Raw genomic sequence first — 26,153 nt, 5'->3', positions numbered from 1 at the left:
AAGGAGTCCGATAGGGCCCTTGCATCGCGCTGCACGGCGCCCCTTTGTGAAATGTCCAAGGAGAGAAAGATGGCCAAACGTATCCTGTTTCGCGCCCATGGCGGCCCGGAAGTCCTTGAGTATGTCGACTACACCCCCGCCGAGCCGGGCCCGCAGCAGGTGCGGGTACGCAACCACGCCATCGGCCTGAACTTTATCGACACCTATCTGCGTAGCGGGCTGTATGCACCACCAGCCATGCCGTCGGGCCTGGGGGCCGAGGGGGCGGGCGTGGTCGAGGCGGTCGGCAGCGAGGTCAGCCAGTTCAAGGTCGGTGATCGCGTGGCCTATGGCAGCGGTCCACTGGGCGCCTACAGCGAAGTGCATGTGCTGCCGGAAGCCAACCTGGTCCATCTGCCGGACAGCATCAGCTTCGAACAGGCCGCCGCGGTGATGCTCAAGGGTCTGACGGTGCAGTACCTGTTGCGCCAGACCTATGAGTTGAAGGGCGGTGAAACCGTGCTGTTCCATGCGGCGGCCGGCGGTGTCGGCTTGCTTGCCTGCCAGTGGGCCAAGGCCCTGGGCGTGAAGCTGATCGGTACCGTCAGTTCGCCGGAAAAGGCGGCGTTGGCCAAGTCCCTCGGCGCCTGGGAAACCATCGACTACAGCCATGAAGATGTGGCCAAGCGGGTGCTGGAACTGACCGATGGCAAGAAAGTGCCGGTGGTGTATGACGGCGTGGGCAAGGACACCTGGCTGACTTCGCTGGACAGCCTGTCGCCCCGTGGGCTGATGGTCAGCTTCGGCAATGCCTCGGGCGCGGTGGATGGGGTCAATCTGGGGATTCTGGCGGCCAAGGGCTCGCTGTATGTGACCCGGCCGACACTGGCGACCTACGCCAACAACGCGGAAAACCTGCAGGTCATGGCGAAGGATCTGTTCGGGATGATCACCAGCGGCAAGCTGAAGATCGAGATCGGCGCGCGGTACAGCCTGGCGGAAGCGGCCAAGGCCCACACCGAACTGGCGGCACGGCGGACTACCGGGTCGACGGTGCTTTTGCCTTGATCGGGGTGGATGGCCGCTGCTGACGCAGCGGTTCGCCAGCAAGCTGGCTCCTACAGTATTTGTATCGTGGCACCTTTTTGTGATCGACACCGTCCCTGTAGGAGCCAGCTTGCTGGCGATGAACGATAACGCGGTCCCCTTGTGGGAGCTGTGCTTGTCGGGCCGAACTTACGCCGGACGCACCACCTTGCCGGTCGCCAGGTCGCGGATCAGGCTCGGGTTCTTGCGCCCGCCCAGGTTACCGCCCAGCACCAGGTCGATCTGCCCCCGGAAATACTGCTCCACGCGAATCCGCGTGCGCGCCGCCGGCCGCCCCTGGGGATTGGCCGAAGTGGAAATCAGCGGCCCCACCAACGAACACAGATCCCGTACCAACGGATGATCGCTGACCCGCAGGGCCACGGTGTCATGCACACCGGTGACCCACTCCGGCAGCAAGTCCTGATGCGGCACCAGCCAGGTATTGGGCCCCGGCCAGGTACTGGCCATGCGGTCGATCCAGTCTTCCGGGAAATCCTCGAAGAGAAAATCGAACTGGCGGATATTGTCGGCGATCAGGATCAAACCCTTGTCCACCGAACGATTCTTGATCGCCAGCAAGCGGTCCACCGCCTCTTCGTTCCAGGGATCGCAACCCAAACCCCAGACCGCCTCGGTTGGATAGGCAATCACCGCTCCTGCGCGAATTTCTCGTGCGGCTTCTTGCACACGCCAACTCTTGACCATTACTCGTTCTCCGGATTCAAAGCTGCTCGCAGTTTACTCAGGTAAACCTACCTCGCGCGAGCTAACCAGCGTCCGTTTTCATTGGCAACCCGGCCTTCAAGCTCCAGTTCGGTCAGCGCCGCCAAGACTCGCGGTAATGCCCAGCCACAGGCGTTGGCCAGGGCCTCACTGCTTTGCGGTGCGGCATGCAGCAAGCCTAGCAGCGGATGCTCGGGCACGGCGGGAATCGCGCTGGCGGTCACTCGTTGCCAACCGCGCAGGGGTTCGAGGATATGTTCGACGGTTTCCACCAGTACCGCACCGTCGCGGATCAACTGATGACAGCCCTTGGCACCGGGGTGATGGATCGAGCCGGGAATCGCATACACCTCGCGCCCCTGTTCCGCCGCCAGCCGGGCGGTGATCAGCGAGCCGCTGCCGACACTGGCCTCCACCACCAGCACCCCCAGGGACAAGCCGCTGATAATCCGATTGCGCCGGGGGAAGTTGCTCGGATGGGGCGGCGCCTCCAGTGGCAACTCGGAAACCACGGCGCTGCCATGGGCAATCATCGCTTCCGCCAACCGCCGATGACGCTGTGGATAAAGATTTTCCAGACCGGTGCCGAGTACGCCGATCGTTCGCCCGCCGACGTCCAGGGCCGCCTGATGGGCCGCCCCGTCGATCCCCAGCGCCAGCCCGCTGGTGATGACAAAACCGGCACCGGCCAGGCTCCGGGAAAAGGCCGCCGCCGTATCCATGCCCGGCTTGGAAGCACGCCGACTGCCAACCAACGCCAACTGCGGTTGTTCCAGAATGGCAGGATCGCCGGCCACGAACAGCAGCGGCGGGGCGTCGTCCAGTTCGGCGAGAAGGGCGGGGTAATCGGCCTGGTCCCACATCACCAGATGACAAGCCGGGCGCTCTAGCCAGCGCAATCCAGCGCTGGCAGCGTCCCGCACTTCAGGACTGCGGCGCGCCTCGGCACAGGCCGCCGGCAAGCCCAGCGCACGCCAGGCAGCGGCGGGTGCACCGAGGGCCGCCGAGGCCGAACCGAAGGCTTGAATCAGGGTTCGAAAGCGCCGCGGACCGAGTTCCGGCAGACGATGCAGACGCAGGCGGGCTTCCAGCTCCGCCGGGGACAGGGAGGTACAGTTGGACAACGACATCGGATCATCCTTGATCTGTGGCGGTCCTGGAACAGCTGGAACAAGCTGTGGATAACTCTGTGGGTAACCTGTTTAGCCTGCTAACGGAATCGGCCCTGCGTTATCGTCCGGCGCTACGGGTTGCGCACCTTGTCCATGACTGTCAGGGACCGCGTGGCAGTGAGTACTAAACCATAGCTGAGCTTTTCGTAGGTGCGGAACACCATCAGCAGGCCCGAACGCTCGTCGGGGACCTTCACCCGCTGCCCGGTGACCTGGTCGTGCACGGTCTCGCCGGTCTTCATCACCGCTAGAACGTTGCCTTCGACCAGGCCATCGCGTCGACCTTTATCGATCGTGACCACGTCCATGACGCCGATCTGTGTAACACCCCGTGGCACATCTATGATCGTGCCGCGGATCTGCGCTTGCGGCGCGCTGGGCATGAACGTCGAATTGACCGGGCGCTCTTCGCTGACGAACAGGCGGTCCCCCAGGCGAACTTCCTGGGTGGTGCGGCGCAGGTTCAGGGTGCCGATATCGCCTTCGGTCGCCACCAGCTCGCCGGTGCCGACGTCGTCGGCGTTGATCCCCAGGAACTCCTTGGTCTGCGCGTCGGTATAGACCTTGCCCTGGCGGAACAGGCCATACACCGAGTGCGCCGGGTCGAACACGCCACGGGCGTAGATCCGGTCGCCCATGCCGCTGAGCACCCGCTCATTGTTGCCGGCCAGGATATACGGGGCTTTCTGGAAGTCATTGGGGCTGTCGACAATGCGGTTGCTCAACAGGAACGCATTGATCTTTTCCAGCGGAATGCTCGGAATCGCCTCGGCCACCGGCGAGCGGCGCACCTGCGGCGACAGTTTCACGGTCCCCCGCGACACACCGCGATCCACGACCAATCGTGGCTGACCGTCGACGAATTGCAGCGTCAGCGTATCGCCGGGGTAGATCAGGTCCGGATTCGCCACCTGGGGATTCGCGTGCCAGATTTCCGGCCACTTCCACGGCTCACTGAGAAACTTGCCGGAAATGTCCCAAAGTGTGTCACCGCGCACCACCGTATAGCGCTGTGGATAACCGTCCTTGAGTTGCACTTGCGCCTGCACGACGCCGGTGACAGCCAGCAACAGGGCGAGTAGTGTTTTCCTCATGCAGTGAATCCCTTTATTATGTGCCTTCGCGTGAAACGCCAGAGCCCCCGCGGCTCGCTCCCAAGGAGAACGTTTTACAACGGTAGCCGATCCCACCGGGATATTTCGGCAACCGTCTCTGACTTTACCTCACAAGTGCAGCAAATACGCCTATGGCCATTTTAAACATCCTCGAATTTCCAGACCCGCGCCTGCGCACCATCGCCAAACCCGTGGCCGTGGTGGACGACCAGGTGCGGCAGCTGATCGATGACATGTTTGAAACAATGTATGAAGCCCCGGGTATCGGCCTGGCGGCGACCCAGGTCAATGTGCACCAGCGCATCGTGGTCATGGACCTGAGTGAAGATCGTAGCGAACCCCGGGTGTTCATCAACCCCGAGTTCGAAACCCTGACCACCGACGTCGACCAGTACCAGGAAGGCTGCCTGTCGGTGCCGGGTTTCTATGAGAACGTCGATCGCCCGACCCAACTGCGGGTCAAGGCCCTGGACCGCGACGGCAAGCCGTTCGAGCTGGAGGCCGAGGGCCTGCTGGCGGTGTGCATCCAGCATGAGTGCGATCACCTGAACGGCAAGCTGTTCGTCGATTACCTGTCTACGCTCAAGCGCGACCGGATCAAGAAGAAACTGGAAAAGCTGCACCGCCAGAACGCCTGATCCGCCCCTTCCTGTATCTCCTGTAGGAGCGAGCTCGCTCGCGATGGACGTCAACGATAACGCGGGGTACCTGATACCCCGCGCTGCCCCGGCCACCCTCGCGAGCAAGCTCGCTCCTACAGTATCCAAGCGAGCCCTTTTTATGTCTGAGCCACTGCGCATCGTCTTCGCCGGCACCCCCGAATTCGCCGCTGAACACCTCAAGGCCCTGCTCGACAGCCCTTACGAGATCGTTGCGGTCTACACCCAGCCGGATCGTCCGGCGGGCCGTGGGCAGAAGCTGATGCCAAGCCCGGTCAAGCAACTCGCCCTGGAGCACGGCATTGTCGTCCTGCAACCGCCGACCCTGCGCAGTGCCGAAGCCCAGGCCGAACTGGCAGCGCTCAAGCCGGACCTGCTGGTGGTGGTCGCCTACGGCCTGATCCTGCCGCAGGTGGTGCTGGATATCCCGCGCCTGGGCTGCATCAACAGCCACGCCTCGCTGTTGCCGCGCTGGCGCGGTGCCGCGCCGATCCAGCGCGCCGTGGAAGCCGGCGATAGCGAAAGCGGCGTAACCGTGATGCGCATGGAAGCCGGGCTCGACACCGGGCCGATGCTGCTCAAGAGCGTCACCCCGATCAGCGCCGAAGACACCGGCGGCACCTTGCACGACCGCCTGGCCGAACTCGGCCCGCCCGCCGTGCTGCAGGCCATCGCCGGTCTCGCCGCCGGGACCCTCGAAGGTGAAGTCCAGGACGACAGCCTTGCCACCTACGCCCACAAGCTGAACAAGGACGAGGCGCGCATCGACTGGAATCGTCCGGCGGTGGAGCTGGAGCGACTGATCCGCGCCTTCAACCCCTGGCCGATCAGCCACAGCACCCTCAGTGGCGAAGCCCTGAAAGTCCTCGCCGCCAGCGTCGCCGAAGGCCAGGGCGCGCCGGGTGAAATCCTCGCCGCCAGCAAGGACGGCCTGATCGTCGCCACCGGCACCGGTGCCCTGTGCCTGACCCGCCTGCAACTGCCCGGCGGCAAGGCGCTGAACTTCAGCGACCTGTTCAACAGCCGCCGCGAGAAATTCGCCCTCGGTACGGTGCTCGGCCAATGAACCCGCGTCTGGCCGCCGCCAAGGCACTCACCGCCGTCCTCAACGGCAAGGCTTCGCTCAACAGCTCGCTGCCGCTGCAACTGGACAAGGTCGAGGCCCGTGATCGCGGCCTGACCCAGGACCTGGCCTTCGGCACCGCGCGCTGGCAGCCACGCCTCTCGGCACTGGCGGCCAAGCTGCTGCAAAAACCCTTCAAGGCCGCCGACGCCGACGTCGAAGCCTTGCTGCTGGTCGGTCTCTATCAACTGCTCTACACCCGCGTGCCGGCCCATGCCGCCATCGGCGAAACCGTCGGTTGCGCCGACAAGCTGAAAAAGCCCTGGGCCAAGGCCTTGATCAATGCCGTGCTGCGCCGCGCCCAGCGGGAAGGCGAGGCGCTGCTGGCCGAGCTGGAACATGACCCGGTGGTCCGTACCGCCCACCCGCGCTGGCTGCAAAAATCCCTCAAGGCCTTCTGGCCGGAACAGTGGGAAGCCATCTGCGCGGCGAACAACGCCCATCCGCCGATGATCCTGCGGGTCAATCGCCGCCATCACTCGCGCGATGCCTACCTCAAGCTGCTGGGCGACGCCGGGGTCATCGCCCACGCGTGCGTCTACAGCCCGGACGGCATCGTGCTGGAAGAGGCCTGTGACGTACGCAACCTGCCCGGCTTCAATGAAGGCTGGATCAGCGTCCAGGACGAAGCCGCGCAACTGGCCGCCGACCTGCTGGACCTGGCCCCCGGCCAACGGGTGCTCGACGCCTGCTGCGCCCCCGGCGGCAAGACCTGCCATATCCTCGAAGTCCAGCCACAACTGGCCGGCGTGGTCGCCGTGGACCTGGAGGCCAAGCGCCTGGTGCGGGTACGCGAGAACCTCGCGCGCCTCGGCCTGGACGCCGAACTGATCGCCGCCGACGGCCGTGATGTCGCCACCTGGTGGGACGGCAAGCCGTTCCAGCGCATCCTGCTGGATGCCCCGTGCTCGGCCACCGGCGTGATCCGCCGCCATCCGGACATCAAGCTGACCCGCCAACCCGACGACATCGCCGCCCTGGCCGCCTTGCAAGGCGAGCTGCTGGACGCGATGTGGACGACCCTGGAAGTCGGCGGCATCCTGCTCTACGCCACCTGCTCGACCCTGCCGACCGAGAACACCGAAGTGATCGAGGCCTTCCTCGCCCGCACCTCAGGTGCCCGCGAACTGGATATCGCCGGGGACTTCGGCCTCAAGCAGCCCCACGGTCGCCAGTTGCTGGCCCAGCAAGGCGGGCACGACGGTTTCTACTACGCCAAGCTGATCAAGATCGCCGCCGCGCGCGGCTGAGCCGGGACAACGGAGCGACCCGATGAAAATCATCATCCTCGGTGCCGGCCAGGTCGGCGGCACCCTGGCCGAACACCTGGCCAGCGAAGCCAACGACATCACCGTGGTCGACACCGACGGCGAGCGCCTGCGCGACCTCGGCGACCGCCTGGACATCCGCACCGTGCAGGGCCGCGCCTCGTTTCCGACCATCCTGCGCCAGGCCGGCGCGGATGACGCCGACATGCTGGTGGCGGTGACCAACAGCGACGAAACCAATATGGTCGCCTGCCAGGTCGCCCACACCCTGTTCCACACCCCGACCAAGATCGCCCGGGTCCGCGAGGCGGCCTACCTGACCCGCGCCGGGCTGTTCGACAACGACGCGATTCCGGTGGATGTGCTGATCAGCCCGGAGCAGGTGGTCACCCACTACATCAAGCGCCTGATCGAACACCCGGGGGCCTTGCAGGTGATCGACTTCGCCGAAGGCAAGGCCCAGTTGGTGGCGGTCAAGGCCTACTACGGCGGGCCGCTGGTGGGGCAACAACTGCGCCAGTTGCGCGAACGCATGCCCAACGTCGACACCCGGGTGGCGGCGATCTTCCGCCGCGACCGGCCGATCATGCCCCGTGGCGACACGGTGATCGAAGCCGACGACGAAGTGTTTTTCATCGCCGCCAAGGCCCATATCCGCGCCGTGATGGGCGAAATGCGCCGTCTCGACGAGCGCTACAAGCGCATTGTTATCGCTGGCGGCGGGCAGATCGGCGAACGGCTGGCCGAAGCCATCGAAAGCCGTTACCAGGTCAAGATCATCGAGAAAAACCCGGCCCGTTGCCGCCACCTCTCGGACAGCCTGGACAGCACCGTGGTGCTGCAAGGCAGCGCCTCGGACCGCGACCTGCTGCTGGAAGAGAACATTGCCGACACCGATGTGTTCCTGGCCCTGACCAACGACGATGAGGCCAACATCATGTCGTCGCTGCTGGCCAAGCGTCTGGGGGCGAAGAAGGTCATGACTCTGATCAACAACCCGGCCTATGTCGACCTGGTCCAGGGCGGCGAGATCGATATCGCCATCAGCCCGCAACTGGCGACCATCGGCACGTTACTGGCCCATGTGCGCCGGGGCGATATCGTCAGCGTGCACTCGCTACGGCGAGGGGCGGCGGAGGCCATCGAGGCGATTGCCCATGGCGACGCGAAGTCGAGCAAGGTGGTGGGTCGGGCCATCGCCGATATCGCCTTGCCGCCAGGGGCGACCATCGGTGCGATCATTCGCGACGAAGAGGTACTGATCGCCCACGATGCGACGGTGATCCAGGCCGGCGACCATGTCATCCTGTTCCTTGTGGATAAAAAACAGATCCGCGATGTGGAAAAGCTGTTTCATGTCGGCCTGAGCTTTTTCTGACCCATACCGAGGATCACCATGCTCGAATCACTGGAAAAAATGCTCGCCAAGGGTGTGGATAACTCGCTGCTGCGCTTCGGCCTCGGCAAGGGTTACCTGGACCTTGGGGAAAACACCAAGGCCGCCGAACACCTGCAACGCTGCGTCGGTTTCGACCCGAAATACTCCGCCGCCTGGAAACTGCTGGGCAAGGCGCATCAGGCCGCGGGCGACAATGCCGCCGCCAGAGAGGCGTGGGAACAGGGACTGGAAGCTGCCCGCGCCCATGGCGACAAGCAGGCGGAAAAGGAAATGACGGTGTTTCTGAAAAAACTCGAAAAAGCCGCGCTCAAAGATCAATAAAGCGCAGGCCGATACCGTCGGCGTCGACCCGGACCACTTCCATCCGAATCCGCGGCGCCACCGCCGGCAGACCCTGCACCTGGCCATAGACCACCGCGCCGGTGGTCAGGCGCGACAAGCTCGGGTGCGTCACATACACACCTTTACTGGATAGATTGCGCGTGTGCCCCAGGCACTCGCCGATGCTGGGGTGTTGGATCTTGATGCGTAGAGAATTCTTGTTATTGGACATCTACTGCGTCCTGAAAATACATCTGTGGATAAATCCCCGTCGCTGACTTATCCACAGATCATGCCAATCCTGTTTCAATACCAGCGCTTCTCACCCGCCGGACGTCGGCGAAAGCGCTTCATGCTCCACATGTACTGGTCCGGATAAGCCCGCACATAACGCGCCACCACCTGGCTCATGGCGGCCACGGAGGTCTCTGTATCGGTGCTGTACATGGCTTCGGGCGCAGCTTCGAGGATCACCTTGAAACCCGAACCGTCAGGCAAGCGCAGCGCGTGGAGGAACACCCCCACCGCCTTGCCGCCGGCAAGCATATTGGGCACGAACTTGCTGGTCAGCGCCGTGGTGCCAAGGAAAGGCACGAATACCCCGGCGGATTCGGCCGGTTCCGGGTCAGCGGGAATGCCCACCGCACCACCTTTGCGCACTTCCTTGATCACGCTGAGGATGCCTTCCTTGGTGGAGGCGGCCACCCGGTTGCCCAACTGCACCCGCTGCTTGCGCAACAGTTCGTCCACCGCCTTGAGCTTGGGCGGACGGTAGAAAATGATCGGCTTGCACTGGCTGCAATAGAAGTGATTGAGCACTTCCCAGTTGCCCAGGTGGCTGGTGATGCCGACCACGCCCTTGCCCGAGGCCAGGGCCTCCTTGAGGATGTCCAGGCCTTCGACTTCACGGACCCGCTCCATCGAGCGATGGGCCGGCCAGATCCAGGCACAGGCGCTTTCGGTAAAGGACTTGCCGATGCCCATCAGGCTGCGACCGACCAACTGCTCGCGGGCCACCGGGTCGAGCTCCGGAAAACATTTCGCCAGGTTGATCCGCACCACGTCGCGGGAACGATTGGGCAGCTTCCACATCATCCAGCCGATGGCCGCACCCACCCGTTGCACAGCGCACCAGGGCAACAGGGCAAACAACCGCAACGCCCCCACCAGCATGGCGCCTTTAAACTTGTCCACAGGCCACTCCTGTCGTGATCGAGCTTGTTATCAGCCGGCTATTGTAACCGTGGCGTGGCCAATGTGGCGTAGCGATCACAATCGGTGGTGTGGTCCATGACCATGCCCGAGGCCTGCATGAAGGCGTAGCAGATGGTCGGGCCGACAAATTTGAAGCCGAGTTTCTTCAAGGCCTTGCTCATGGCCTCGGCCTCGGGCGTGACGGCCGGGACCTCGCCGCGCACCTGGAAATGATTGACTTTCTGCACCCCGCCGACAAAGGACCAGAGCAGCGCCACCGGGTCCTCCAGCGTCAGCCAGACCTGCGCATTGCGCCGCGCGGCATTGAGTTTCAGGCGGTTGCGGATGATCCCCGGATCGAGCATCAATTGCTCGATATCGGCGTCGCCCATGGCCGCGACTTTGTGCACATCGAAACCGAACAGCACCTTCCGATAGTGCTCGCGTTTCTTCAGGATGGTGATCCACGACAAACCGGCCTGGAACCCTTCGAGCAAAAGCAACTCGAACAGACGCTGCCCATCGCGCAGCGGCACGCCCCACTCCTGATCGTGATAGGCCATGTACAAAGGATCGTCGTTGCACCAAAAGCAGCGTGGCATAAGGCTCCAGGGGGCGTGCGCGTGGCCGAATCGGGTATACTCCCGCCTTTTGAATCGCAGCCCAAGTAACAGGTGAATTTCGTGAGCCAGCCTACGCCAGCCGTGCGTACCTTCCAAGACTTGATCCTCGCCCTCCAGCAATACTGGGCCGAGCAAGGTTGTGTGGTACTTCAGCCCTACGATATGGAAGTAGGCGCCGGCACCTTTCATACCGCCACGTTCCTGCGCGCCATCGGCCCGGAAACCTGGAACGCCGCCTACGTACAGCCCAGCCGCCGCCCGACTGACGGCCGCTACGGCGAAAACCCGAACCGCTTGCAGCACTACTACCAGTTCCAGGTGGTCCTCAAGCCGAACCCGGACAACTTCCAGGAACTGTACCTGGGCTCGCTCAAGCACGTGGGCCTCGACCCGCTGGTGCACGACATCCGTTTCGTCGAGGACAACTGGGAATCGCCGACCCTCGGCGCCTGGGGCCTGGGCTGGGAAGTCTGGCTCAACGGCATGGAAGTCACCCAGTTCACCTACTTCCAGCAGGCCGGCGGCATCGAGTGCTACCCGGTCACCGGTGAGATCACCTATGGTCTGGAACGCCTGGCGATGTACCTGCAGGGCGTCGATTCGGTCTACGACCTGGTCTGGGCCGACGGCCCGTTCGGCAAGGTGACCTATGGCGACGTGTTCCACCAGAACGAAGTGGAGCAGTCGACCTACAACTTCGAACACGCCAACGTCGAGAAGCTGTTCGAACTGTTCGATTTCTATGAAAGCGAAGCCAAGCGCCTGATCGAGCTGGACCAGCCGCTGCCGTTGCCGAGCTATGAAATGGTCCTCAAGGCCTCGCACACCTTCAACCTGCTGGATGCACGCCGGGCGATCTCGGTCACCGCGCGTCAGCAGTACATTCTGCGGGTCCGTACCCTGGCCCGTTCCGTGGCGCAGGCCTACCTGATGGCCCGGGCCAAACTGGGCTTCCCGATGGCGACCCCGGATTTGCGTGACGAAGTGTTGGCTAAGTTGGAGGCAGCACAATGAGTGCTCAAGATTTTCTGGTTGAACTGGGCACGGAAGAGCTGCCACCCAAGGCCCTCAATACCCTGGCCGAGGCCTTTCTCGCCGGTATCGAAAAGGGCCTGCAAAGCGCTGGCCTGAGCTTCGAAAGCAAGCAGGTCTATGCCGCGCCACGCCGCCTGGCGGTACTGCTGACCCAGCTGCAAACCCAGCAGCCGGACCGCAGCATCAACCTCGACGGGCCGCCACGCCAGGCCGCCTTCGACGCCGAAGGCAACCCGACCCAGGCCGCCCTGGGTTTTGCCAAGAAATGCGGCGTGGAACTGAGCGAAATCGACCAGAGCGGGCCGAAGCTGCGCTACACCCAGAGCATCCAGGGCAAGCCGACCGCCAGCCTGCTGCCGACCATCGTCGAGGATTCGCTGAATGACCTGCCGATTCCCAAGCGCATGCGCTGGGCCGCGCGCAAGGAAGAGTTCGTGCGTCCGACCCAATGGCTGGTGATGCTGCTCGGTGACCAGGTCATCGACTGCACCATCCTCGCCCAGAAAGCCGGTCGCGACTCCCGTGGTCACCGCTTCCATCACCCGCAAAGCGTGCGCATCACCTCGCCGGCCAACTACCTGAGCGACCTGCGCGCCGCTTATGTACTGGCCGACGCCAGCGAGCGTCGCGAGCTGATCAGCCAACGCACCACCGAGCTGGCGACCCAGCAGGAAGGCACGGCGATCATGCCGGCGGACCTGCTCGACGAAGTCAGCGCCCTGGTCGAATGGCCGGTTCCGCTGGTGTGCTCGTTCGAGGAACGCTTCCTCGACGTGCCGCAAGAAGCCCTGATCACCACCATGCAGGACAACCAGAAGTACTTCTGCCTGCTGGACGTCGACGGCAAGCTGCTGCCGCGCTTCATCACCGTCGCCAACATCGAGAGCAAGGACCCGCAACAGATCATCGCCGGTAACGAGAAAGTCGTTCGCCCGCGCCTGACCGACGCCGAGTTCTTCTTCAAGCAGGACAAGAAGCAGAAGCTCGAGCAGTTCAACCTGCGTCTGCAGAACGTGGTGTTCCAGGAAAAACTGGGCAGCGTCTACGACAAGGCCGAACGTGTCTCCAAGCTGGCCGCTTTCATCGCCCCACGTATCGGCGGCGACGCCCAGCGCGCGGCCCGTGCCGGCCTGCTGTCGAAATGCGACCTGGCCACCGAGATGGTCGGCGAGTTCCCGGAGATGCAAGGTGTCGCCGGTTACTACTACGCCCTCAATGACGGCGAGCCGCAAGACGTGGCCCTGGCCCTGAACGAACAGTACATGCCGCGCGGTGCTGGCGCCGAACTGCCGGGCACCCTGACCGGTGCGGCGGTGGCGATTGCCGACAAGCTCGACACCCTGGTCGGGATCTTCGGCATCGGCATGCTGCCCACCGGTAGCAAGGACCCCTATGCCCTGCGTCGCGCCGCCCTCGGCGTGCTGCGCATCCTGATCGACAAGAAGCTGGACCTCGACCTGATCGAGACCGTGGAATTCGCGGTCAAGGCCTTCGGTGCCCGGGTCAAGGCCGCCGGCCTGGCCGACCTGGTGCTGGAGTTCATCTTCGACCGTCTGCGCGCCCGTTACGAAGACGAAGGCGTGGACGTGGCGACCTACCTGTCGGTCCGTGCCCTCAAGCCGGGTTCGGCGCTGGACTTCGACCAACGCGTGCAAGCTGTGCAGAAATTCCGCCAGTTGCCGGAAGCGGCTGCCCTGGCAGCGGTGAACAAACGTGTATCGAACCTGCTGAGCAAGGCCGAAGGCAGCATCCCGAGCACCGTGGAAGCCAAGTACTTCGACAACGCCAACGAGTTCTCGCTGTACTCGGCGATCCAACAGGCGGACCAGGCGGTGCAACCGATGGCTGCGGCACGCCAGTACAACGAATCCCTGGCACGCCTGGCCGCCCTGCGCGAGCCGGTGGATGCGTTCTTCGAAGCGGTGATGGTCAATGCCGAGGACGCCAAGGTCCGCGCCAACCGTTATGCGCTGCTGGCGCGTCTGCGAGGCCTGTTCCTGGGTGTCGCCGATATTTCGCTGCTGGGCTGAGGGCACGTCTTGAAGCTGCTGATTCTCGATCGGGACGGGGTGATCAACCAGGACTCCGACGCCTACATCAAGTCGGTGGAGGAATGGATTCCGCTCCCCGGCGCGATCGAAGCCATTGCGCAGTTGAGCAGGGCCGGCTGGACGGTGGCGGTGGCCACCAACCAGTCCGGCATTGCTCGCGGCTACTACGACATTGCCACCCTGGAAGCCATGCACGAGCACCTGCGTTCGTTGGTGGCGCAACAGGGGGGTGAACTCGGGCTGGTGGTGTATTGCCCGCACGGGCCGGATGAGGGTTGCGCCTGTCGCAAACCCAAGCCCGGCATGTTGCGTACCATCGCCGAGCATTACGGGGTGTCGTTGGCTAGTCTATGGTTTGTCGGCGACACCCTCGGTGACTTGGAGGCGGCGCGGGCCGTCGACTGTCAGCCTGTTTTGGTAAAAACCGGTAAAGGCGAAAAGACACTGGGTAAAACCCTGCCGGTGGGCACCCTGGTTTTTGACGATCTGGCGGCGGTTGCCGCAGAACTTATCCACAACTGAAGCTCTTCTGACCTCCTGACCAAGGACTGTTCGGGAAGCGCTTTTTATAGGCGGGCAATGCCCGCAACGGTAAATGCCGCTATGTCGATCCTGCAGGCCATCAGAACCTTTTTCTTTTACCTGCTGCTGGGCACCAGTTCGCTGTTGTGGTGCTCCCTGAGCTTTTTTATCGCGCCGTTCCTGCCGTTCAAGGCACGTTATCGCTTTATCAATGTGTACTGGTGCCGTTGTGCCCTGTGGCTGACCAAGGTCTTCCTCGGCATCACGGTCGATATCAAAGGTGCGGAGAATGTGCCCGAGCGCCCTTGCGTGATTCTGTCGAATCACCAGAGCACTTGGGAAACCTTCTTCCTCTCGGCCTATTTCTCGCCATTGAGCCAGGTGCTCAAGCGTGAGTTGCTGTATGTGCCGTTCTTCGGCTGGGCCATGGCCATGCTGCGGCCGATCGCCATTGACCGGGACAACCCGAAGGCGGCGCTCAAGCATGTGGCGAAAAAGGGCGACGAGTTGCTCAAGGACAATGTCTGGGTGCTGATCTTCCCGGAAGGCACGCGTGTGCCGTTCGGAACGGTCGGCAAGTTCTCCCGGGGCGGTACGGCACTGGCGGTAAACGCCGATCTGCCGGTGCTGCCGATTGCCCACAACGCCGGCAAGTTCTGGCCGAAGACCGGCTGGCTGAAGAAACCCGGCACCATCACGGTGGTGATCGGCAAGCCTATGATGGCCGAGGGCAGCGGGCCACGGGCGATTGCCGAGCTCAATGACAGGGTCCAGGCCTGGAACGAGCAGACCCAGCGGGACATGGGCTCATTGCCGCCGGCGCCGGCGGTAGAGACGCCTGTCGCCATTTGATGGGACTGTGGATAACTTGTGCACAAGATTTTGATTTCTTTCAGAAATACGATGTAAGCATATGATTTTATTGCTTATTTCTCTGTATGACTTTCTGCTGTAAATCGTGCATAAGTTTTTTCGGGCGATAAAAAAACCGGCTTTGATGCCGGTTTTTCAAACTGAAATAGGGTCCACCGCTCGACGCTCGATTAGCGACGAAGAGGCCTTTGAGATCGCCACAACCCTGTAGGAGCCTGGCTTGCCAGCGAAGGGGCCCGCAAGGACGCTAAAAGCTTCGCGGGCAAGCCCTGCTCCTACAGGTTTCGTGGTGTCTGCAAAGTCGTCGGCAACCTCAGACCTTGTCCAGATCCACGCCCTTGGTTTCCTTCAGGCAGAACAACCCCACCACCAGGCTGACTCCGGTGACCAGCACCGGGTACCACAGCCCATAGAAGATATCCCCGGTGTAGACCACCAGCGCAAAGGACACCGTGGGCAGGAACCCGCCGAACCAGCCGTTGCCGATATGGTAGGGCAGCGACATGGAGGTGTAGCGGATGCGCGTCGGGAACAGCTCGACCATCACCGCCGCCAGCGGGCCATAGGTCATGGTGGCAATCAGAATCAGCAAGACGATCAGCAGCACCACCATCGGCTCATTCACTGACGCGCTATCGGCCTTGGCCGGATAACCCGCCGTGGTGATTGCCGAACGCATCGCCGCTTCGTCGTACCCGCTGATCTTCTGTTCTCCCACCGAGACCATCACATTCGTCCCCGGTGCCGCGGCTTGCGAGCTGTAGGGCAAGCCCTGCTTGACCAGGAAGGTCTTGACCTTGTCGCACGGGCTGTCGAAACGCGCCTTGCCCACCGGGTCGAACTGGAAGGTGCAGCTCGCCGGATCGGCCAGCACCACGATCGGTGCCTGGCGGCTGGCCGCGTCGATCTGCGGATTGGCGTAATGGCTCAAGGCTTTGAACAGCGGGAAATAACACACGGTCGCCAGCAACAGGCCGAACATCAGGATCGGCTTGCGACCGATCTTGTCCGACAGCCAGCCGAACAGCACAAAGAACGGCGCACCGATCACCACGCTGATGATCAGCAGGGTATTGGCCTGGGTCGGGTCCATCTTGAGCATCTGGGTCATGAAGAACAGCACGTAGAACTGCGCGGTGTAGAAGGTCACCGCCTGCCCGGCGTTGATGCTGAAGAGGGCGGTCAGGACGATCTTCAGATTCTGCCAGGAGCCGAAGGATTCACGGATCGGCGAGCGGCTGACCTTGCCCTGGGCCTTCATTTTCACGAAGGCCGGCGACTCATGCATGCTCAGGCGGATCCAGGTGGAAATCGCCAGCAGGAAGATCGACAGCAGGAACGGCAGGCGCCAGCCCCAGACTTCGAACTGATCGCCGCTGATATAACGGCTGGCGAGCACCACCAGCAGGGACAGCAGCAGGCCCAGGGTCGCGGTGGATTGAATCCAGCCGGTATACGAACCGCGTTTGCCGGTCGGCGCGTGCTCGGCCACATAAGTCGCGGCGCCACCGTATTCACCGCCGAGCGCCAGGCCCTGGAGCATGCGCAGCAGGACCAGGATGATCGGCGCGGCGATGCCGATGCTGGTGTAGGTCGGCAACAGGCCGACGGCAAAGGTGGAAAGGCCCATCAGGATGATGGTCATGAGGAAGGTGTATTTGCGCCCGATCATATCCCCCAGGCGCCCGAATACCAGGGCGCCGAAAGGCCGGACCAGGAAGCCCGCGGCAAAGGCCATGAGGGCGAAGATAAACGCCGTGGTGTCGTTGACCCCTGCAAAGAACTGCTTGCTGATCACCGCCGCCAGGGCGCCATAGAGAAAAAAGTCATACCACTCGAAAACCGTCCCGAGGGATGACGCAAAAATGATCTTTCGTTCTTCCCGGCCGGTGTTCGCGATAACGCGCACGGGCTGTTGCTCGATGTAGTCCGACATTTGCCATGTCCTCGGCCCTGGGGGCCACAGTGATTATTGTTGTTGTTCCACTGTGGATTCCGGCTGACCGCCACCGGAATCCGCTTTTTGCTGTATGGATGCTAGGTGCCCGCCGGGATCTGCGCTGCTTGAATATCAGAAATGGCCGAGACATCCGCCAGAATCATCTGCGCCGCCTTCTCGGCAATCATCACCGTCGGCGAACAGGTATTGCCGGAGACGATATTCGGGATGATCGACGCATCGGCAACCCGCAACCCCGGCACGCCGTGCACCCGCAGCCGGGCATCCACCACATCCAGTGCGCCATTGCCCATCCGGCAGGTGCCCACCGGGTGAAAGATCGTCGTACCGATCCGCGCGGCCGCCTCATGCAACTGTTCTTCGGTTTGCAGCGCCGCCCCGGGCAGGTATTCCTCGGGTTTGAAGCGCCGCAGGGCAGGGGAGTCGACAATGCGCCGGGTCAGCCGGATCGCCTCGGCCGCGACTTTCAGATCCTCGGGATCGCTCAGGTAATTCGGATCGATCAATGGCGCCACATCGGGATCAGCCGAACGAATATCGATCCGCCCCCGGCTCAAGGGGCGCAGGTTGCATACCGAAGCGGTGAAGGCCGGGAACCGATGCAGCGGTTCGCCGAAGCGCTCCAGCGACAAGGGCTGCACGTGGTACTGCAAATTGGCCGAGGCCCGCTCCGGCGAGGACTTCACGAACGCCCCCAACTGGCTGGGAGCCATGGCCAACGGACCACTGCGGTCGTAGATATAACGCAGGCCCATGCCGACTTTGCCCCACAGGCTATTGGCGACCTGATTGAGGGTGCGGGCATTGCTGAGTTTGTAGATCAGGCGCAGTTGCAGATGATCCTGCAGATTGCCGCCGACCCCCGGCAGTTCGTGGCGCACTGCGATGCCGAGGTTTTCCAGCAAGGGCCGCGGGCCGATGCCCGAACGCTGGAGAATGCCGGGAGAACCGACCGAACCGGCGCACAGGACAATCTCGCGCCGAACATTGAACACATGTTCCTCACCCTGCCAACGCGCGACGACGGCACAGGCGCGGCCGTTTTCCAGGTTCACCCGGTCAACCTGGACACCGGTCAGGATCGTCAGGTTGGGACGCTTGAGGATTGGCCGCAAAAAAGCTTTCGACGAATTCCAGCGCACACCGGAACGCTGGTTGACCTGAAAGTATCCACAGCCCTGATTATCGCCAGCATTGAAATCGCTGACGCTGGCAATGCCGTTTTCTGCGGCGGCATCGCGGAAGGCATCGAGGATAGGCCAGGAATAGCGCTGCTGTTCGACCCGCCACTCGCCCTGGTCGCTGTGGAATTCGCTGGCACCGCCAAAATGGTTTTCGCTGCGCTTGAACAACGGCAGGACATCGTTCCAGGCCCAGCCCGGATTACCTTGCGCGGCCCAGCGATCATAGTCGCCGGCCTGGCCACGCATATAGATCATGCCATTGATCGACGAGCTGCCGCCCAGCACCTTGCCGCGCGGGTAGCCGAGGCTGCGACCTTGCAGGCCGGGTTGCGCTTCGGTCTTGAAGCACCAGTCGGTACGGGGATTGCCGATGCAGTAGAGATACCCCACCGGCACATGAATCCAGGGGTAGTTATCCTGGCCGCCGGCTTCGAGCAGCAGGACATTTTTCTGCGGGTCGGCGGACAGCCGATTGGCCAGCACACAGCCAGCGGGCCCGGCACCGACTATCACGTAGTCATAGGGCAGGTGGGCGGATGACATAGGCAACCTCGCCTTTTTTATTGTTCTTGTCTCCCTTCATGTTATTGATTAGTTTCGAGATGAAAACCTTCGTTTTTGCGCAAGTACTGTGCGTTTTCAAGCAAGGCCGTGAACCCCGTGATTCACAAGGAAGCCCCATGTTCGACTGGAACGACCTGCGTTTTTTTCTCGAGCTGCAGCGCAGCGGACGTCTGCTGACCGCGGCCAAGCGCCTGAACACCACCCACAGCACCGTGGCCCGGCATATCGAGACCATCGAGCAGAGCCTGGGCACCGCACTGTTTGTCCAGCATGCCCAGGGCTACGAACTGACGCCCTCGGGCCAGGCCTTGCTCAAGCATGCCGAGGCCATGGAAAACGTTGCCTTGCTGGCCCAGGAGGAAATCACCCAGGCCATCGCGCCCCTGGGCAAGATTCGCCTGGGAGTGACCGAAGGGATCGGCATCATGTTTCTCACCCCGCGCATGGGCAGCCTGTACGAACGTTATCCGGGACTGGAAGTGGAACTGGTGGCAGTGCCGCGTTTCGTCAGCATCCTCAACCGCGAGGCGGAAATCAGCATCCACCTTGACCGACCGAATGCCGACCTGTTGATCACTCGCAAACTGACCGACTATCGCCTGGCGCTGTATGCCAGCCCGGACTACCTGGCCCGGGCGCCGGCCTTGCAGCACCGGGATGATCTGTCGCAGCACAACTGGATCGGCTATGTCGACGACCTGCTGTTCAGCGAGGAGCTGCTGTTCCTCAACAACTTCTGCCGCACACCGAATGTGATTTTTCGCAGCACCAGCGTCATAGCCCAGCAACAGGCGGCGCGGGCCGGGCTGGGCATTGCGGTGCTGCCCAACTACATGGCCAAGGGCGACCCGCAGCTGGTGCGCGTGCTCCCGGAGGAGACCATCCAGCGCAGCTACTGGATCAGCACCCGACGGGAATTGCATAAGTCCGTGCGCTTGCGGGTGGTGTGGGATTTTCTGCTGGCGTTGTGTGCGAGTGAGCAGGGTGTGTTGCTGGCACCGTGAAAATATCGACCCTCAGCTTTTCTTGAAACACTCCATCTGCGAAAAGCTCCCCCCATTGATGCGAATGGAGGTGGCATCGTCATTGGTGATTTCCTGGGGCGGCGTAAAGCCGAGCATCGAAGAGGCCCGGGTCGCGTTGATCCACTCCAGCCGGCCCTTGATCAGCGCGCCGTCGAGCGATCCGGCGCTGCTGTGGATACGCACGGTGTCCTTGCCATGCTGGTAGAAGAAGACGAACGGCCCGTTCAAACCAGGGCACTCGTAGCTGCTCAACAGCCTGGGCGTCGGCATATAGCCGCTGTTGATGATGCCGACATAGATCACCGAATAACCGATATACGCCAGCAGCGGAACCGCCGCCAACGCCCCGGCCCAGTACCATCGGCGCTTGCGGCTGGATTCGCCTGGCAAAGGCTCGACAGGAAAGTTATCCACAGGCGGCAAAGGCACCTCGGGAGGGAGTAACTCGGCGGCCATGGGTTCACGAACCCCGGGGATATCCTCTGCCGCCGCGACCACCCGAACCACACTGGCCGCCAACGGCTCGGCGAGCACAGGCTCATCCATGGGGGCATGGCGCAAAACCGGCTCGGGCCTGGGCAGCAAACGCAGGTTGCGCTGGATGATCCGGCTCTCCACCAACACAAAAATCGCACAGGCCAGCGGCATCGCCAACACCAGGCCCGGCGCCTGGGTCGCCACCCAATCGGCGATCAGCGGGTCGGACATGCCGATATCCCCGGCCACCCAGCCCAACAAGGCGCCGCCCGCCGGGATCAACCAGGGATAACGCTTGAACAACCCGGTCACAAACAAACTGCCGTACATCAACATCGGGATGCTCAGCAGCAACCCCAGCACCAGAATCCCGATGTTGTCCTGGGCGACGGCGGCCAGGGCCACCACATTGTCCAGGCTCATGGTCAGGTCGGCAAAGACGATAAGCCCGACCACCGACCAGAGCGTCGACCCCGAACGCTGTGGCAAGTGTTCGGCGTCTTCTTCCCCCACCAACAACTTGATGGCAATGACTACCAGCGCGACCATGCCTGCCAGTTTCAGGCAAGGCACCTTGAGCAACAGGCTGATCACCGAGGTGAACAGGATCCGCAACCCGACCGCCACGCCCATCCCGGCGAATAGCGCCTGGCGCATCTGCCGGGCCGGCAGGTGGCGGCAGGCCAGGGCGATGACCACGGCGTTATCGCCGCTCAGCAGCAGGTCGAGCAGGAACACCTGCAACGTCAGGTTGATCCCCTGCATACCGGTATCCAAGCCGATCATCTTGCCGCTCCCGCAACCATCGTCATCAATTCAACAAACCTCCTACACCACAGAACAGACCTGCCAGGGAGGCAAATCCGAATACCAGGCCCACCACCCACGCATACCAGCCCTGTAACCTGAACGCGCCGGCCAACTGCGTACGGGCCAGCCAATAGAGCAGGCCGAGTACCGCCGGCAGCAACAATGCGTTGACCACCCCGGTGAAGATCGACAGTTCGACCAGATTGACCCCGGAACCCACCAGCACCCCGGCCCCCAGCAACATGGCACCGAATGCCGCGTAGAACCAGGGGGCGTCGGCGGGACGCTGCTCCAGGGAATGCCGTCGGCCAGTGGCCTCGCCGACGCCCCAGGCCACGGTCAGGCAAACCACGATGGTGGCCACCAGCGCGCCCCCGGCCAGCCCCATTGCAAAAACCCCGCGCCCGACAGTCTGGCCCAGGGAAGCGGTAAAGGCATCGGCCAGTTGCGGCACGCTGGTCAAGGTGAAGGACGCGTCGGAGCGGTTGAAACACGCCGCCGCGGCAATCACCACGGCAGCCGTGAGAATCTGGCAGAGGGTCGCGCCGAGAAAGGTTTCGATGCGCGCCGCTTTCAGGTGCCGGGCGCCCAGGCCTTTGTCGATCAGCGCCGACTGTTGGTAGAACACCGTCCACGGCATGACGCTGGTACCCAGGTTGGCGGCCACCAGGTAAAGGTAGGAACTGTCGTGAAATGGCATCTGGTACCACTGCGCCGCGATTTGCCGAGGGTCAGGGTGAGCGTTCCAGGCCACGGCGATAAAGGCTACGCCGAACAGGCCCAGGCAAATCGCAATACGTTCGACACCCTGGTAGGAGCCGGTACAGACCATCGCGAAAATCAGCACCACCAACACGCCGATGGTTTCCCATAGCGGTACGCCGAACAGCTCGCCGACCCCGGCCAGTCCGCTCAATTCGGTGACCAGGGCACCGAAACAACTGAGCACCAGCGTTGCCAGGGACAACAACGCAATGCCACGACCGAACCGCAGGCGCACCAGTTCACCGAAGCCCTTGCCCGTTCCCAGCCCCAGGCGGATCGAGAGTTCCTGGGCGGTATACAGCAACGGAATAATGAGGAACTGCAGCAACAGCAGCCGATAGCCCCATTGCGCACCGCTCTGCGCGGCGGTGATCACGCTGCCGGCCTCGGTGTCCGCCAGCATCACCACCAGCCCCGGGCCGACGGCGGCGGCCATCAAGCGCAGCCGGCTCGAGCGGATTGAAATGCTTGGCATCATGTCTGTTCCCGGCTCATGGCGTGCGTCCGTAGATGGCAAAAAAACCGTTCATCAACCCTCGATGGGTGTCAGGGTCGGCTATTCACCTGCGGGCCGCTTTTGAAATCCTTGAGGAACGCCGTATCCGGTGACAGCACCAGCGTCGGCGCGGACTCGGACAAGGACTGCCGATAGGTCTGCAGACTGCGGTAGAGCTTGTAGAACTCGGGGTCCTTGTTGAACGCCTGGGACGAGATCTGGTTCGCCAGGGCATCGGCTTCACCATGGGTGATGCGGCTTTGCCGTTGCGCCTCGGAGATCAGCACCGCCCGTTCACGCTCGGCATTGGCCTGGATCTGTTGCGCCCACTCGAAGCCCTGGGCGCGAAGCTCCTTGGCCTCGCGCTGACGCTCGGACTTCATCCGGTCATAGATCGCCTGGCTGGTTTCGAACGGCAGGTCGGCGCGATGAAAACGCACTTCGGTGACCTCGATGCCCAGGGGCCTGGCCTTCTCCACCACCTCGCTCTGGATATGCTCGACAATCTTCGGCCGCTCGGCGGACAACAGCGACTTGAGCATCACCTGCCCCAGCTCGCGGCGCAGCGACGAGCTGACCAACTGGGCCAGTTGCGCATTGGCCTGGTCCACCGTACGCAGGGCCTGATAGAAACGCAGCGGGTCGACGATGCGATAACGCGCATAGGTTTCCACCTCCAGGCGTTTCTGGTCACCGAGGATCACCTGCTCGGAAGGCGGTGCCAGGGTCAGGATGCGGGTGTCGTAATAGATCACGGTGTCGATCAGCGGCACCTTGAGTTTCAGCCCCGGCGTACGCACCGGCGCGGTCGGCGCGCCGAGCCGGACCACCAGGGCCTGCTGGGCTTCATCGACGGTATACAGCGAGGCGCCGAGGGTCCACAGGACAACCAGTGCGAGGATCACCAGGGCCATACGAATCCGCGGTTTCATCGGGTCTGCTCCTTGGCCGGGCGCTTGTCCTGTTCCGACAGCGGCATATAGGGCACCACGCCCGAGACACCTTTGCCGGACGTATCGATGATCACCTTGGAGGCTTTTTTCAGCACTTCATCGGTGCTTTCCATATACAGGCGCCAGCTGGTCACCTCCTTGGCCTGTGCATAACTTTCGTACACCGCCAGGAAGCTTTTCGCGTCGCCTTCGGCCAGATTGACCGCCTGGGCCTTGTAGGCCTCGGCTTCCTGGTTGATATGGGACGCTTCGCCCCTGGCCCGCGGAAGAATGTCGTTGGCGTAGGACTCGGCCTCGTTGCGCGCGCGCTCCTGGTCGGCCCGGGCCCGCTGCACATCGTTGAACGCATCGATCACCGCCGGTGGCGGATCGACGCGCTGCAACTGGATCTGGGTGATCAGCACGCCGGCTTTTTCATCGTCGAGCAAGCCTTGCAACAAGGTCTTGGTTTCCTCGGCGATCTCCTGGCGCTTGTCCGACAGGGCCGCCTGGATCGGCGTACGCCCGATCACTTCACGCAGGGCACTCTCGGCGGCCAGCTTGATGGCGAATTCGGGCTTGTCCATGCTGAACAGAAACTGCCCGGCGTCCTTGATCCGCCAGAACACCGCGCAATCGGCCTCGACGATATTCTCGTCGCCGGTCAGCATCTGCTTGTCGCGGGACAGGCTGCTGTCGTTCAGGCCGAGCGCGGGAGCGTGGCCCAATTGCAGCTGGTTGACCGTGGTGACCTTGGGCAGCAACACCGTTTCGATAGGGAAGGGCAGGTGGTAATGCAAACCCGCCTCGGTGGTGTCGACCCATTTGCCGAAGCGCAGGACGATACCTTGCTCGTCGGGCTGGACCTTGTAGATGCCACCGACGATCCAGACAAACGCCAGCAACCCGACCACCAGTGCCAGACCTTTGCCTTGCAGTCCCGTGAGGGCAACGAAACGATTGGCTTTGAGGCCCATCGCGCGGGCTTGCTCGCCCAATGAGGCGGAAGACTTTTCCGGTTCCAGGGGAGTCAAGGGCTGCGGGTCGGACATGGTCTTATCCTGGAGGCGGCTGGCCGGGGAAACGGATCAAAGATTCTATTACTAAATATTGCGCAACATCATACAGCCGAGTCCTGAATGACTCCTGACTTGGCGCAATGATTGAAGCGCCTGGATTGCAAATGTGCTGATTGGGAAATATTCCCAGGAGAAGAGCTGGAACCGGAGTGAACCCAGGCTACTTGCCCAGCACCGCCAGATGCATGTCTTGCAAGGACAGGACACGTTTGGCGGCACCCAGCTTGATGGCTTCCCTGGGCATGCCGAACACCACGCAACTGGCCTCGTCCTGGGCCACGGTCGCGGCACCGGCATCGGCCATTTCCTTGAGGCCACGGGCACCATCGTCGCCCATGCCGGTCATGATGATGCCGGTGGCGTTCTTCCCGGCGAACTTGGCTACCGAGCGAAACAGCACATCCACCGACGGCCGATGGCGATTGACCAGCGGGCCGTCCGCCACCTGCACGTGGTAGTAGGCGCCGTTACGCACCAGCATCATGTGCTTGCCGCCCGGGGCGATCAGCGCCAGGCCGGGCAACACCCGATCATTGTTCTGCGCCTCGCGGACTTCAATCTGCGACAGTCCGTTGAGGCGCTGGGCAAAGGAGGCGGTGAATTTCTCCGGCATATGCTGAACGATGACGATCCCCGGGCAGACTCTGGGCAGCACGGTGAGCAGCGCCTCCAGTGCCTGGGTCCCACCCGTGGACGTGCCGATGGCGACAATGCGCTCGGTGGTCTGGGCCATCGCCTGGCTGCCGGCCGCCGACAACATCGCATCGGCGCTCAGCTTGCTGGCCACCTCAAGTCGTGGCGCCGCCGCGCGCGGGGCGAGGTTCCTGACATTGGCACCGGCCGCGCCACGAACGGCGCCGAGCAGATGGGCGGCGGACTCCAACAGGAAGTTCTTAACGCCGCCTTGTGGCTTGGTGATGATATCCACAGCCCCGGCCGCAAGCGCCTGCAAGGTGGTCTCGGCGCCGCGTTCGGTCAGCGAGGAGCAGATGACCACCGGGGTGGGGCGCTCGGCCATGATCTTTTTCAGAAAGGTGATGCCGTCCATGCGGGGCATTTCCACATCCAGCACAATCACGTCCGGCCAGGCCTTGGCCATTTTATCCATGGCGAAGATCGGGTCGGCGGCGACCGTCACTTCGATATCCGGGGCCTGGCCGAGAATCGCCATCAGCACCTGCCGAACCACGGCGGAATCATCGACCAGCAAAACGCTTATTTTTTTCATGACTGCCTTCCAGCGTTTGCAAAGAGAGATGCCGCACCCAGACAGCACCGCTCCAGGTATCGAAGACCAGGCTGCGGTGCCCGGTTCCTCCCAGGTCCATGGCACTGGGTGACAAGCGCAGGCGCTCGGCGATTTGGGTGACGGCCGCGCAGTTCAGGCCGGCGATATCACCGGCGGCATAGTCACGCGACTGTTGCGGAAACATCTCACCACCACCGAACAACTTCAGCTGATACTCGCGGGCCTCGCTCCGATAGCCCTGAATGTGCAGCATCAACCATTCGAAAGCTTCGTCGACATAACTACCGTCGAGGACCTCGCCGCGCTGTCGGCGGCCGGGCAGCAGGCAATGGGATATCCCGCCGAGCTTACGCACCGGATGCCAGAGGATCATGGAAACACACGACCCCAACAGGGTGTGGATACGGGTAGGGCTGTTGCGAAAGCACAGACTTCCGGGAGCCAGGTAGATTTCTTCGACGTCCAT

The 26,153-nt window shown here is 62.7% G+C and carries 25 protein-coding genes; 11 read left to right on the top strand and 14 right to left on the bottom strand.

From position 1 onward, the window contains the following. Positions 1–69 precede the first annotated feature (69 nt). Positions 70–1,047, top strand: coding sequence for a quinone oxidoreductase (locus tag M5C56_RS07810; protein ID WP_103497200.1), 978 nt, complete (start codon positions 70–72; stop codon positions 1,045–1,047). Between the two features lie 168 nt (positions 1,048–1,215). Here the strand turns inward: M5C56_RS07810 and M5C56_RS07805 are convergent, their stop codons facing one another. From M5C56_RS07805 to M5C56_RS07795, 3 genes are all read right to left on the bottom strand, one after another. After that, positions 1,216–1,773, bottom strand: a complete 558-nt coding sequence (locus M5C56_RS07805) for an L-threonylcarbamoyladenylate synthase (protein ID WP_103497199.1) — start codon at positions 1,771–1,773, stop codon at positions 1,216–1,218. A 47-nt stretch (positions 1,774–1,820) separates the two neighbouring features. Further along, the gene (dprA, locus tag M5C56_RS07800) at positions 1,821–2,921 is read right to left on the bottom strand and encodes a DNA-processing protein DprA (protein WP_103497198.1); all 1,101 of its coding nucleotides are present in this window, start codon (positions 2,919–2,921) and stop codon (positions 1,821–1,823) included. Between the two features lie 113 nt (positions 2,922–3,034). After that, on the bottom strand, positions 3,035–4,057 hold the full coding sequence (locus M5C56_RS07795) for a LysM peptidoglycan-binding domain-containing protein (RefSeq protein ID WP_103497197.1): 1,023 nt from the start codon (positions 4,055–4,057) through the stop codon (positions 3,035–3,037). Positions 4,058–4,209: 152 nt separating this feature from the next. Between M5C56_RS07795 and def the strand changes: the two genes are divergently transcribed. The 5 genes from def (at position 4,210) to M5C56_RS07770 (ending at position 8,848) form a co-directional block, all read left to right on the top strand. Next, complete coding sequence (gene def / locus M5C56_RS07790) at positions 4,210–4,716, top strand: peptide deformylase (RefSeq protein ID WP_103497196.1); 507 nt, start codon at positions 4,210–4,212, stop codon at positions 4,714–4,716. Positions 4,717–4,858: 142 nt separating this feature from the next. Beyond that, positions 4,859–5,803 (top strand): methionyl-tRNA formyltransferase, encoded by a 945-nt coding sequence (gene fmt / locus M5C56_RS07785; RefSeq protein WP_103497195.1) that lies wholly within the window; start codon positions 4,859–4,861, stop codon positions 5,801–5,803. Further along, positions 5,800–7,110, top strand: coding sequence for a 16S rRNA (cytosine(967)-C(5))-methyltransferase RsmB (rsmB, locus tag M5C56_RS07780; protein WP_103497194.1), 1,311 nt, complete (start codon positions 5,800–5,802; stop codon positions 7,108–7,110). The genes fmt and rsmB overlap by 4 nt, the downstream gene beginning before the upstream one ends. Positions 7,111–7,132: 22 nt before the next feature. Continuing rightward, a complete protein-coding gene (gene trkA, locus M5C56_RS07775; RefSeq protein WP_103497193.1) occupies positions 7,133–8,506 on the top strand; it encodes a Trk system potassium transporter TrkA in 1,374 nt (457 codons plus the stop codon). 18 nt (positions 8,507–8,524) lie between these two features. Beyond that, a complete protein-coding gene (locus M5C56_RS07770) occupies positions 8,525–8,848 on the top strand; it encodes a hypothetical protein (RefSeq protein ID WP_103497192.1) in 324 nt (107 codons plus the stop codon). Here M5C56_RS07770 and M5C56_RS07765 read toward each other — a convergent pair. The 3 genes from M5C56_RS07765 to M5C56_RS07755 all read right to left on the bottom strand — a co-directional run bounded on the left by M5C56_RS07765 (position 8,835) and on the right by M5C56_RS07755 (position 10,644). Beyond that, complete coding sequence (locus M5C56_RS07765) at positions 8,835–9,080, bottom strand: PilZ domain-containing protein (RefSeq protein WP_100939945.1); 246 nt, start codon at positions 9,078–9,080, stop codon at positions 8,835–8,837. The two genes, M5C56_RS07770 and M5C56_RS07765, sit on opposite strands and share 14 nt — an antisense overlap. A gap of 74 nt (positions 9,081–9,154) precedes the next feature. Beyond that, positions 9,155–10,042 (bottom strand): lysophospholipid acyltransferase, encoded by an 888-nt coding sequence (locus tag M5C56_RS07760; protein WP_103497191.1) that lies wholly within the window; start codon positions 10,040–10,042, stop codon positions 9,155–9,157. A 38-nt stretch (positions 10,043–10,080) separates the two neighbouring features. After that, positions 10,081–10,644: a DNA-3-methyladenine glycosylase I gene (locus M5C56_RS07755; RefSeq protein WP_103497190.1), complete on the bottom strand. Its 564-nt coding sequence runs from the start codon at positions 10,642–10,644 to the stop codon at positions 10,081–10,083. 81 nt (positions 10,645–10,725) lie between these two features. Between M5C56_RS07755 and glyQ the strand changes: the two genes are divergently transcribed. Genes glyQ through M5C56_RS07735 form a run of 4 tightly spaced genes read left to right on the top strand, consistent with a single transcriptional unit; the run spans position 10,726 to position 15,125 of the window. Continuing rightward, positions 10,726–11,679, top strand: coding sequence for a glycine--tRNA ligase subunit alpha (gene glyQ, locus M5C56_RS07750; RefSeq protein WP_053253611.1), 954 nt, complete (start codon positions 10,726–10,728; stop codon positions 11,677–11,679). Further along, positions 11,676–13,730 carry a glycine--tRNA ligase subunit beta gene (gene glyS / locus M5C56_RS07745; protein ID WP_103497189.1) on the top strand — a complete coding sequence of 685 codons (2,055 nt, stop codon included), beginning with the start codon at positions 11,676–11,678 and terminating at the stop codon, positions 13,728–13,730. The genes glyQ and glyS overlap by 4 nt, the downstream gene beginning before the upstream one ends. Positions 13,731–13,739: 9 nt before the next feature. Next, positions 13,740–14,273 (top strand): D-glycero-beta-D-manno-heptose 1,7-bisphosphate 7-phosphatase, encoded by a 534-nt coding sequence (gmhB, locus tag M5C56_RS07740; protein WP_103497188.1) that lies wholly within the window; start codon positions 13,740–13,742, stop codon positions 14,271–14,273. 57 nt (positions 14,274–14,330) lie between these two features. Continuing rightward, complete coding sequence (locus tag M5C56_RS07735; protein ID WP_178129694.1) at positions 14,331–15,125, top strand: lysophospholipid acyltransferase family protein; 795 nt, start codon at positions 14,331–14,333, stop codon at positions 15,123–15,125. 334 nt (positions 15,126–15,459) lie between these two features. Here M5C56_RS07735 and M5C56_RS07730 read toward each other — a convergent pair whose 3' ends face one another. Together M5C56_RS07730 and M5C56_RS07725 are read right to left on the bottom strand one after the other, a co-directional pair. Further along, positions 15,460–17,082, bottom strand: coding sequence for an MFS transporter (locus M5C56_RS07730; RefSeq protein ID WP_103497186.1), 1,623 nt, complete (start codon positions 17,080–17,082; stop codon positions 15,460–15,462). Between the two features lie 101 nt (positions 17,083–17,183). Further along, positions 17,184–18,833: a GMC family oxidoreductase N-terminal domain-containing protein gene (locus M5C56_RS07725; protein WP_103497185.1), complete on the bottom strand. Its 1,650-nt coding sequence runs from the start codon at positions 18,831–18,833 to the stop codon at positions 17,184–17,186. A 137-nt stretch (positions 18,834–18,970) separates the two neighbouring features. Between M5C56_RS07725 and M5C56_RS07720 the strand changes: the two genes are divergently transcribed. Continuing rightward, positions 18,971–19,858: a LysR family transcriptional regulator gene (locus M5C56_RS07720; protein ID WP_103497184.1), complete on the top strand. Its 888-nt coding sequence runs from the start codon at positions 18,971–18,973 to the stop codon at positions 19,856–19,858. Between the two features lie 12 nt (positions 19,859–19,870). Here the strand turns inward: M5C56_RS07720 and M5C56_RS07715 are convergent, their stop codons facing one another. The 6 genes from M5C56_RS07715 to M5C56_RS07690 form a co-directional block, all read right to left on the bottom strand. Continuing rightward, positions 19,871–21,142 (bottom strand): TerC family protein, encoded by a 1,272-nt coding sequence (locus M5C56_RS07715; RefSeq protein ID WP_103497183.1) that lies wholly within the window; start codon positions 21,140–21,142, stop codon positions 19,871–19,873. Positions 21,143–21,167: 25 nt separating this feature from the next. Beyond that, on the bottom strand, positions 21,168–22,406 hold the full coding sequence (locus M5C56_RS07710; RefSeq protein ID WP_247263084.1) for a divalent metal cation transporter: 1,239 nt from the start codon (positions 22,404–22,406) through the stop codon (positions 21,168–21,170). 71 nt (positions 22,407–22,477) lie between these two features. Then, complete coding sequence (locus tag M5C56_RS07705; RefSeq protein ID WP_103497181.1) at positions 22,478–23,359, bottom strand: protease modulator HflC; 882 nt, start codon at positions 23,357–23,359, stop codon at positions 22,478–22,480. After that, complete coding sequence (hflK, locus tag M5C56_RS07700; protein WP_177103984.1) at positions 23,356–24,411, bottom strand: FtsH protease activity modulator HflK; 1,056 nt, start codon at positions 24,409–24,411, stop codon at positions 23,356–23,358. Before hflK ends, M5C56_RS07705 begins: the two co-directional genes overlap by 4 nt. A gap of 187 nt (positions 24,412–24,598) precedes the next feature. Beyond that, positions 24,599–25,666, bottom strand: coding sequence for a chemotaxis response regulator protein-glutamate methylesterase (locus M5C56_RS07695; RefSeq protein ID WP_103497180.1), 1,068 nt, complete (start codon positions 25,664–25,666; stop codon positions 24,599–24,601). After that, on the bottom strand, positions 25,635–26,153 hold the full coding sequence (locus M5C56_RS07690) for a chemotaxis protein CheD (protein ID WP_247263083.1): 519 nt from the start codon (positions 26,151–26,153) through the stop codon (positions 25,635–25,637). Before M5C56_RS07690 ends, M5C56_RS07695 begins: the two co-directional genes overlap by 32 nt.

The organism is Pseudomonas sp. MWU13-2862 (assembly GCF_023242495.1).
Taxonomy (GTDB): domain Bacteria; phylum Pseudomonadota; class Gammaproteobacteria; order Pseudomonadales; family Pseudomonadaceae; genus Aquipseudomonas; species Aquipseudomonas gingeri_D.
This window is presented reverse-complemented; position numbering and strand designations above follow the sequence as displayed.

Bases quoted from the DNA above. Each gene is read 5' to 3' on its own strand.
- M5C56_RS07810 (WP_103497200.1), top strand. From the start codon at position 70: ATGGCCAAACGTATCCTGTTTCGCGCCCATGGCGGCCCGGAAGTCCTT.
- M5C56_RS07805 (WP_103497199.1), bottom strand. From the start codon at position 1,773: ATGGTCAAGAGTTGGCGTGTGCAAGAAGCCGCACGAGAAATTCGCGCA.
- dprA (WP_103497198.1), bottom strand. From the start codon at position 2,921: ATGTCGTTGTCCAACTGTACCTCCCTGTCCCCGGCGGAGCTGGAAGCC.
- M5C56_RS07795 (WP_103497197.1), bottom strand. From the start codon at position 4,057: ATGAGGAAAACACTACTCGCCCTGTTGCTGGCTGTCACCGGCGTCGTG.
- def (WP_103497196.1), top strand. From the start codon at position 4,210: ATGGCCATTTTAAACATCCTCGAATTTCCAGACCCGCGCCTGCGCACC.
- fmt (WP_103497195.1), top strand. From the start codon at position 4,859: ATGTCTGAGCCACTGCGCATCGTCTTCGCCGGCACCCCCGAATTCGCC.
- rsmB (WP_103497194.1), top strand. From the start codon at position 5,800: ATGAACCCGCGTCTGGCCGCCGCCAAGGCACTCACCGCCGTCCTCAAC.
- trkA (WP_103497193.1), top strand. From the start codon at position 7,133: ATGAAAATCATCATCCTCGGTGCCGGCCAGGTCGGCGGCACCCTGGCC.
- M5C56_RS07770 (WP_103497192.1), top strand. From the start codon at position 8,525: ATGCTCGAATCACTGGAAAAAATGCTCGCCAAGGGTGTGGATAACTCG.
- M5C56_RS07765 (WP_100939945.1), bottom strand. From the start codon at position 9,080: ATGTCCAATAACAAGAATTCTCTACGCATCAAGATCCAACACCCCAGC.
- M5C56_RS07755 (WP_103497190.1), bottom strand. From the start codon at position 10,644: ATGCCACGCTGCTTTTGGTGCAACGACGATCCTTTGTACATGGCCTAT.
- glyS (WP_103497189.1), top strand. From the start codon at position 11,676: ATGAGTGCTCAAGATTTTCTGGTTGAACTGGGCACGGAAGAGCTGCCA.
- M5C56_RS07735 (WP_178129694.1), top strand. From the start codon at position 14,331: ATGCCCGCAACGGTAAATGCCGCTATGTCGATCCTGCAGGCCATCAGA.
- M5C56_RS07730 (WP_103497186.1), bottom strand. From the start codon at position 17,082: ATGTCGGACTACATCGAGCAACAGCCCGTGCGCGTTATCGCGAACACC.
- M5C56_RS07725 (WP_103497185.1), bottom strand. From the start codon at position 18,833: ATGTCATCCGCCCACCTGCCCTATGACTACGTGATAGTCGGTGCCGGG.
- M5C56_RS07720 (WP_103497184.1), top strand. From the start codon at position 18,971: ATGTTCGACTGGAACGACCTGCGTTTTTTTCTCGAGCTGCAGCGCAGC.
- M5C56_RS07715 (WP_103497183.1), bottom strand. From the start codon at position 21,142: ATGATCGGCTTGGATACCGGTATGCAGGGGATCAACCTGACGTTGCAG.
- M5C56_RS07710 (WP_247263084.1), bottom strand. From the start codon at position 22,406: ATGCCAAGCATTTCAATCCGCTCGAGCCGGCTGCGCTTGATGGCCGCC.
- M5C56_RS07705 (WP_103497181.1), bottom strand. From the start codon at position 23,359: ATGAAACCGCGGATTCGTATGGCCCTGGTGATCCTCGCACTGGTTGTC.
- hflK (WP_177103984.1), bottom strand. From the start codon at position 24,411: ATGTCCGACCCGCAGCCCTTGACTCCCCTGGAACCGGAAAAGTCTTCC.
- M5C56_RS07695 (WP_103497180.1), bottom strand. From the start codon at position 25,666: ATGAAAAAAATAAGCGTTTTGCTGGTCGATGATTCCGCCGTGGTTCGG.
- M5C56_RS07690 (WP_247263083.1), bottom strand. From the start codon at position 26,153: ATGGACGTCGAAGAAATCTACCTGGCTCCCGGAAGTCTGTGCTTTCGC.